Raw genomic sequence first — 7593 nt, forward strand, 5'->3', positions numbered from 1 at the left:
GGCACCCCGGCACCCCGGCACCCCGGCACCCCGGCACCCCGGCACCCCGGCACCCCGGCACCCCGGCACCCCGGCACCCCGGCACTCCGGCACCCGGCTGTACAGTCGCTACAGGCCCAGCCGCTGGGGAGCTTTCCGTACGAGCAGCTTTGTCTGCCCCTTTGACTGCTCTTTCGACACGACGGAAGGGGATCCAATGGCCGGTAACAAACCCGGTAACAAACCTCGGTAACAAACTCAGGCCGTAGTGAGAAGGATTCGAGCTAACCTCTTGAAAAACAGCGAAGTAACGCTCCCAGGGACAAACAACATCTCGCGAGATCGCGCCAGGTCCCCCGATCCTAGACAAAACCAAGGAAATGACTGTAGATTTGGTACACTGGATCGCGTGAAATCGCGTGTGACCCCCGCTTTGCAAGCGGAAGGTCATCGGTTCGAACCCGATACGCTCCACTGAATCGGCCTGTAAAACGCGCGGCGGCGCGGGTGATTGCACCCGCGCCGCCGCGTTTTTCGTGCCCTCCTGCCGTCCTGTCGATCCCGCCGCCTCAGTCCGCGGCCGGCAGTCCCAGGGTGAAGACCGTGCCCTCGCCGGGGCGGCTTTCCACCTGGAGCCAGCCGCCCAGCAGCTCCGCCAGGTCGCGGGCCACGCTCAGCCCCAGGCCCGTGCCGCCGGCCTCGCGGCGGGTGGACTGCTCCACCTGCCAGAAGGGCTCGAAGATGCGCTCCAGGTTCTCCGGCGCGATGCCCACGCCCGTGTCGCGCACGCGCACCATGTGGTGCGTGCCGTCGCGCATTCCCTCCACGCGCACCTCGCCGGCCTCCGTGAACTTGACGGCGTTGGTGATGAGGTTGGCGAGGATCTGCCGCACCTTGGCCGGGTCCGTCTCCACCGTGGCCGGCGCCTGGGGCAGGCGCAGGTCAAAGCGCAGGTGCTTGCGGCGGATCATGGGCGCCATCATGTCGCCCACCTCGCGGATCACGTCGCGCAGGTCCGCCCGCTCCATCCGCGCCCGCTCCACGCCGCTTTCCATCCGGCTGAACGAGAGGATCTCGTCCACGATCTGCAGCAGGTGGCGCGCGCTGGCGTCCACCCGCTGCAGGTGCTCGCGCTGGGTGTCCGTCAGCTCGCCGTAGATGCCGGCGTCCAGCAGGTCCGTGTAGCCGATGATGGCGTTGAGGGGCGTGCGCAGCTCGTGGCTCATCACGGCCAGGAACTCGCTCTTGGCCTGGCTGGCCTGCTGCGCCTGGTCGTACAGCCGCGCGTTGCTCACGGCCGTGGCCGCCCGCTGCGCGAAGTCCACGGCCAGGGCCAGGTCCTCGCCGCCGTATCCGCCCGTCCCGCAGCCAAAGGTGACGGCCCCCAGCGTCTCGCCCCGCGCCACGAGGGGCACGGCCAGCAGCGCGCTGGTCCCCAGGGCCCGCAGCAGGCCCCGGTGCGCGGGGTCGCGGGTGATGCGGCCCAGCGTCTCGTCGTCCAGGGGCGAGTGCATGACGGGCGCGCCCGTGCGGACGGCCTCCGACGCGGGGAAGGGAATTCCCGGCTCCGGCGGAAAGTCGCGCGCCAGGCGCGATGCCAGGGGCTGCTTGGACGGGTCCGCGTGGGCGGCGGCGATGCGCTCCAGGGAGCCGTCGTCGCGCCGCAGGTCGATCACGCACCAGTCCGCCAGCTCCGGCACGGCCAGGCGCGCCAGCCGCTCCAGCGCGTGCCGGGGATCCAGCGACGCGCCCAGGGCCACGCTCACCTCGGAGAGAAAGGCGGCGCGGCGGGCCAGGGTCTCGGCCTCGCCGCGGGCGGCCTCCTCGCGCTCGGCGCGCAGGCGCTGGGCCTCGGCCTCGCGGCGGTCCGTGACGTCGCGCAGGGAGACGAGCAGGGCGGGGGCGCCCTCCCAGTCCACCTCCACGATCCGCAGCTCCGCCACGGCGGGTCCCAGCCCGCGGCGCAGCACGTCGATCTCCGTCGTCTCGCCGGGCACCAGGGGCAGGCCCAGGAGCGCGCCCTCCAGCTCGCCCGCCTCGCGGCCGAACAGGGCCTGCGCGGCGGGGTTGGCGTAGCGCACGGCGCCGCCCGCGTCCAGCAGCAGCACGCCGTCGGGGAGCCGCTCCAGCAGCGTGCGCAGCCGCGCGTCGGCGTTTTCGCCGGCCGCGCTGGCTGCCTCGCCCCCGTGCTGGAACAGCGGCATGGCGTCAGGCCTCGCCGTCCGCGCCGTCGTCGTCCCCGTTGGACGGCAGCTGCGTGAGGTTGCCCGACAGCACGCCCGTGAGGTCGTGGAAGCGGTCGCCCAGGCGCATCCCCCGTCCCTCGATGACGTACTCGCGGATGTCGTGGTCGTGGGCGCTGCCGCGCATCTTGAGCACCGTCAGGGCCCGCCGCATGCGCCCCCGCGTCTCCACGTAGCGCAGGAGGATGATGGTGTCCGTGAGGGTGGAGATGTGCTTCTCGGTGACGGACGAGCCGCCCAGCAGCGACGCCGTGGTGGAGGTGAAGAGCCCCGCCACCTCTTCCTGCTTGAGGAACGAGGTGAGGCCGATGACGAACTCGCGAAAGCTGCGGACGTTGGTCACCCGCTCCAGGGCCGAGAGCGAGTCCACGGCCACGCGGTTGGGGCGGAACTCGGCGATGGCGTCGCGCATGGTGAGGAGGTGGTCCTCCACGGCCATGGCGTGCGGGTAGGCGTTGACGACCTTGAGCTTGCCGTCGCGCTCCATCCCCGCGAAGTCGAACCCCCACGCGGCCGCGTTGCGAAAGAGCTGGTCGCGGCTCTCCTCGAAGGCAAAGAGCAGGCAGCGCTCGTCCTCGTCAAAGCCGCCGGCCAGGAACTGGGTGACCATGAGCGTCTTGCCCGTGCCCGTGGCGCCGCTGAGGAGGATGATGCTGTCGCGAAAGAAGCCGCCGCCGCACATGTGGTCCAGGTCCGCGTTGCCGGAGGTGATGCGGACGGTGGACGAGCTTTGCGTGAGGGGGATGCCCGTGAGCGGCAGGACGACGATGCCGCGGTCGCTCGTGACGGTGAACGGGAACTCGCCGCGCTGGTGCGTGGTGCCGCGCATCTTGAGGATCTCGATGGTGCGGCGGCGGCGCTCGTCCAGCAGCAGGTTGCGCAGGATGACGACGTTGTCGGCCACGAACTCCTCCAGCCCGTGCCGGCTCACCTCGCCGTACTCCTCGCGGCGCTCGCCCGTGAACACCACCGTAAGGCCCATCTCCTTGAGCAGCCGGGTGATGCGGAACAGCTCGCCGCGCAGCAGGGCGTGCTCGCGGTACTGGACGAAGAGGGCGTTGAGCGAGTCGAGCGAGATGCGGGTGGCGCCCACGCGGCGCACGGCGTGCTCGATGCGCGCCACGAGCCCGCCCAGGTCGTAGTCGCCCACGATGACGCCCTCGCCGTCGGGGTGGGGCGAGGCGTCCACGAAGGCCCACTTTCCCGCGCGCTCCCACCCCTCGATGTCCCAGCCGAACCCGCGCATGTTGCGGCGGATGTCGTCCACCCCGTCCTCGAAGGTGACGAACACGCCGGTCTCGTCGTGCTGCAGGATGCCCGCGGCCAGGAACTGGGTGGCGAACACCGTCTTGGCGCTCCCCGCTGTGCCGGCGATGAGGGTGGCGCGGCCGCGGGGCAGGCCGCCCTCGGCGATGAGCTCGAAGCCGGGGAGGCCGGTGGGCAGCTTGCTTACGGGAGAGGCGGTCTGGCTCATGAGTGCTCGGGATCCAGGTCCAGGGCCGCCAGCACGCGCGAAGCGTCGCCCAGGTCGCCGGTGGCGCGGCGGGGCGGCGCGGGGTGCTCGCGCACGACGGTGGGGGTGGTGAGCACGCGGGCGCGCTCGGCGGCTTCGGGGTCCTGCACCACGTCCACGACCCGCAGCTCCGCGCGTCCGCCCAGCCGGTCGCGGCACAGCGCGCGGAGGTTGCTCTCCGCCGCCCGCGACCGGGGGCTGGGTCCCGCCACGTACAGCGTCAGGGTGATGCGGTCCATGCGGCGGGGCAAAGGCAGGGTGTGTGCCGGGGGGTGCGGGCGAACGCTAGCCGCCGGGGGAAGGTGGCGCAATGCTTGGACGCCGGGGAGTGCGAAAGTGCGAAAGTGCGGGAGTGCGAAAGTGCGGGAGTGCGAAAGTGCGGGAGTGGAACTGCGGGGGATGGGGGACAGGTTACAGGGAACAGCCGGCAACGGCCCGCGCGGGCGGGTTCCGCGCGCGCCGGGCGGCGTCCGCGTTGGCCAGGGGTGAAGGATGCCGATCGGGGATCTGATCCGGTAAGGCAGGCTCCCAGCCGGAGCGAATGAATTCGCCGCTGGAAAGGCGCGAAGTCCGCCTTCGCGGACTGCCCCAGCGCAGAAGACGCCATGTGCACCAAGGCGGGCCTTCGGTGGCTCGAACGCGGCCTGTGGCACTAGCGATGGCGTGCGGCAGGAGCTGTCGGCGAAGGCCGACATCGCGCAGTCAGAGCCGCGAATCCATTCGCCGGGGCTGGGGCGCCGCGAATGTGCATCAGGCCGGGGCGTACCCATACGCGAAGAGGCCCGGCATCCGCCGGGCCTCTTCGCACTTTCGCACTTTCGCACTTTCGCACTTTCGCACTTTCGCACTTTCGCACTTCCCTCACGCACTCACGCCCGCCAGCAGCTCCGCGGGGTCCTGCTGCTCGGCCGCCGCCAGGTTCAGGCGGATGATGAGCTGCAGCAGCTCGCGCGCGGTGTGCGCCGAGAAGGTGGGCGAGTGGGGCAGCAGCATGGGCGGCAGGTGGTCGCTGTCGCCCATCCGCTGGTGCGCGGCCCCCGTGATGATCACCGGGTCGTCCTGGCTGAGCGCCGCCACGGCCTCGGCGTCGTCGGCCAGCACCACTCGGATCTGCTCGGGGCCCTCGCTGGCGTCGGCGTACATGGCCCGCAGCCGGTTGCCGAACTCCGGGTCCACGCAGACGAGCGTGATGCCGCCGCCGCGGATCTGCCGCTGCACCGTCTCCACCACCTCGCTGTTCACCGTGAGCGTGACGGCGGGGACGTTCACGTTCTCGGCCGCCTTGCGAACCAGGCGCGAGTGGTAGCTGGTGGTGACCACCAGGTCCGTCTGCCGGATGGCCTCCTCCACGCCGTGGAACTCCACGGAGCGGTCGGGGCGGGGCAGGGGCACGGGCGAGATGTAGACCGGCACCGCCTCCAGGCCGAACTGCTCCTGGAGCTCGGCGCTGTAGGCCGTCATCTGGTCCACGTTGCTCTCCACCACGGCGCAGCGCAGCCGCACGGTGCTGGTGCAGCGGCGGATGAGCTCGGGGATCTCGGCCAGGGTCATGCGGCGCTTCCAGCCTTCCACCAGCACGCCGGCCATCCAGCGCGCCGTCTCGGCCAGCACCTCGCCGCCCAGCTGGTCCTGGGGGGCCAGGTACACGCCGGAGCGGCCGCGCACCTCCACGAGGCCCTCGTCCTCGAGGGCGCGGTAGGCCTGGGCCACCACCCGGTGGTCCACGCCCATCTCGCGCCACAGGGCGCGGATGCTGGGCAGGCGGTCGCCGGGCTGGAGCAGGCCCAGGTGCAGGGCGCTCAGGATTCTGTCGCGCAGCTTGTCGCTAAGGGCGGTTTCCTGGTCCATCTCAACCGGTGTGGGTGGCGTCGTCGGTGCCGGGCGCGGCCGTTCGGCCGGCGCCGCGAGTACCTAATAGGATCGTCTTGCGGGGGGTTCGCGCAACACGTACCCTGCAAAGGGCGCCGGGTGCCCCTCCCGCGGGCGCACCGCTGGCGTACTCCGTGCGTTGGAATCCATACAATGAGCACGTTTCGAGGCGTGAGCACAAGACCGACGCGCGCGGAGGCCCCTCTGCGCGCCCCCCGGACGCCGTTCCCGGCGCCTCCGGAACCGTCCCGTTCCCGCCCCCGATGACGCTGCTTCCCCTTCTGGTGATCGTCGTCCTCATCGCCCTGACGGCGCTGTACGTGGCCGCGGAGTTCGCCGCCGTGAGCGTGCGCCGCAGCCGCATTCGGCAGCGCGCGGAACAGGGCGACGCCGCCGCGCGCCGCCTGCTGCCGTACCTGGACGACCCCCAGGCGCTGGACACGTACATCGCCGCGTCGCAGATCGGCATCACCCTCACGTCGCTCATCGTGGGGGCGTACGGGCAGGCCACGCTGGCCGGGCCCCTGGCGGGCGTCATCCAGTCCGTGCGCCCCATGTCGGACGCGGCGGCGCGCTCCACGGCGGCCGGCATCATCCTCGTCTCGCTCACCATCCTGGCCATGGTGCTGGGGGAGCTGGTGCCCAAGTCGCTGGCCCTGCAGTTCCCCACGCAGGTGGCGCTGCGCACGTCGCTGCCCATGCGCTGGTCGCTCGTGGCGTTCCGCTTCTTCATCAAGTTCCTTAACGGCAGCGGAGCGTTGGCCCTGCGCGCCATGGGCGTGCAGCCCGTGGGCCACCGGCACATCCACAGCCCCGAGGAGATCGACCTGCTGATCGCGGAAAGCCGCGACGGCGGGCTGCTGGAGCCCGACGAGCACCGCCGCCTGCGCCGCGCCCTGCAGCTGGGAATTCGCCCCGCGCGCCACCTGATGGTGCCCCGGCAGGAGATCGTGGCCGTGGACATCGACACGCCGGCGGACGAGGTGCTGCGGCGCATGGCCGACACGCCGTACACGCGCCTGCCCGTGTATCGCGGCGACATCGACCACGTGGAGGGGCTGCTGCACACCAAGGACCTCTTCCGCGGCTACCTGGCCGGCGGGCAGCTGGCGTCCGTCCGGCAGCTCATGCGCCCCATCCTCATGGTGCACGAGAGCGTGACGGCGGACCGGCTGCTCACGCTCATGCGGGAGCGGCGCAGCCACCTGGCCATCGTCATGGACGAGTTTGGCGGGGTGGCCGGGCTGGTGACGCTGGACGACGTGCTCACGGAGGTGATGGGCGAGGTGGCGGACGAGTTCCGCACCAACGACCCGCGCCCGGAGCGGCTGGAGGACGGCCGCGTGCGGCTTCCCGGCTGGCTGCGCCTGGACGAGGCCGAGCCGTGGATCGGCATCTTGTGGGAGGGCGACGTGGACACGGTGGGCGGCCGGGTGATGGAGGCGCTGGGCCACGTCCCCGAGCCGGGCGAGACGGTGGACATCGACGGCGTGCGGGTGGTCGTCGAGGCGGTGACGGGGCACGCGGTGGCCTCCGTGGTCGCCACGCCGTGGTGCCCGCCGGAGGACCGGCGCCGCCCGGCCGAGGGGGAGGGCTGACGCATGGTCCCCTTTCTCATCATCACCCTGCTCATCCTGCTGAACGCGCTGTTCGTGGCGGCGGAGTTCGCCATCGTGGGCGCGCCGCGGGCCGCCATCGAGCGCCGCGCGGCGGACGGCGACAGCGTGGCGCGCGTGGTGTCGAACATCCTGCGCGACCCGCGCCGGCAGGACCGCTACATCGCCACGGCGCAGCTGGGGATCACGGTGGCGTCGCTGGGGCTGGGCATGTACGGCGAGCACGTGCTGGCGGAGTGGATCGGCCACCGGCTGCACGGGCTGGGCTCGCTGCGGACGGCGGCCACGCACACCATCGCCAGCGTGCTGGCCGTGGCCATCCTCACCTACTTCCACATCGTCGTGGGGGAGATGATCCCCAAGTCGCTGGCCC

The 7593-nt window shown here is 71.7% G+C and carries 6 protein-coding genes and 1 tRNA gene; 3 read left to right on the forward strand and 4 right to left on the reverse strand.

Annotated elements, in window-relative coordinates; all coding sequences use genetic code 11:
• The first annotated feature begins 381 nt into the window (after positions 1-381).
• A tRNA-Ala gene (locus tag VFZ20_RS09100) sits at positions 382-453 on the forward strand.
• A 95-nt stretch (positions 454-548) separates the two neighbouring features.
• Here the strand turns inward: VFZ20_RS09100 and VFZ20_RS09105 are convergent.
• The 4 genes from VFZ20_RS09105 to VFZ20_RS09120 all read right to left on the reverse strand — a co-directional run bounded on the left by VFZ20_RS09105 (position 549) and on the right by VFZ20_RS09120 (position 5583).
• Positions 549-2183, reverse strand: a complete 1635-nt coding sequence (locus VFZ20_RS09105; RefSeq protein WP_329683547.1) for an ATP-binding protein — start codon at positions 2181-2183, stop codon at positions 549-551.
• Between the two features lie 4 nt (positions 2184-2187).
• Complete coding sequence (kaiC, locus tag VFZ20_RS09110; RefSeq protein ID WP_329683548.1) at positions 2188-3696, reverse strand: circadian clock protein KaiC; 1509 nt, start codon at positions 3694-3696, stop codon at positions 2188-2190.
• Positions 3693-3974, reverse strand: coding sequence for a circadian clock KaiB family protein (locus VFZ20_RS09115; RefSeq protein ID WP_329683549.1), 282 nt, complete (start codon positions 3972-3974; stop codon positions 3693-3695). Before VFZ20_RS09115 ends, kaiC begins: the two co-directional genes overlap by 4 nt.
• 622 nt (positions 3975-4596) lie before the next feature.
• Positions 4597-5583 (reverse strand): GntR family transcriptional regulator, encoded by a 987-nt coding sequence (locus VFZ20_RS09120; protein WP_329683550.1) that lies wholly within the window; start codon positions 5581-5583, stop codon positions 4597-4599.
• A 284-nt stretch (positions 5584-5867) separates the two neighbouring features.
• Here VFZ20_RS09120 and VFZ20_RS09125 point away from each other — a divergent pair, with 284 nt between their 5' ends.
• Both VFZ20_RS09125 and VFZ20_RS09130 read left to right on the forward strand, forming a co-directional pair.
• Positions 5868-7202: a hemolysin family protein gene (locus VFZ20_RS09125; RefSeq protein WP_329683551.1), complete on the forward strand. Its 1335-nt coding sequence runs from the start codon at positions 5868-5870 to the stop codon at positions 7200-7202.
• Between the two features lie 3 nt (positions 7203-7205).
• Positions 7206-7593, forward strand: a 388-nt coding sequence (locus VFZ20_RS09130; protein WP_329683552.1) for a CNNM domain-containing protein, incomplete at its 3' end; no start/stop codon positions are given.

The sequence above is a fragment of the Longimicrobium sp. genome, from assembly GCF_036280135.1.
Classification (GTDB): Bacteria; Gemmatimonadota; Gemmatimonadetes; order Longimicrobiales; family Longimicrobiaceae; genus Longimicrobium.

Excerpts from the sequence above, each read along its gene's own strand:
- VFZ20_RS09105 (WP_329683547.1), bottom strand. The coding sequence starts at position 2,183 with ATGCCGCTGTTCCAGCACGGGGGCGAGGCAGCCAGCGCGGCCGGCGAA.
- kaiC (WP_329683548.1), bottom strand. The coding sequence starts at position 3,696 with ATGAGCCAGACCGCCTCTCCCGTAAGCAAGCTGCCCACCGGCCTCCCC.
- VFZ20_RS09115 (WP_329683549.1), bottom strand. The coding sequence starts at position 3,974 with ATGGACCGCATCACCCTGACGCTGTACGTGGCGGGACCCAGCCCCCGG.
- VFZ20_RS09120 (WP_329683550.1), bottom strand. The coding sequence starts at position 5,583 with ATGGACCAGGAAACCGCCCTTAGCGACAAGCTGCGCGACAGAATCCTG.
- VFZ20_RS09125 (WP_329683551.1), top strand. The coding sequence starts at position 5,868 with ATGACGCTGCTTCCCCTTCTGGTGATCGTCGTCCTCATCGCCCTGACG.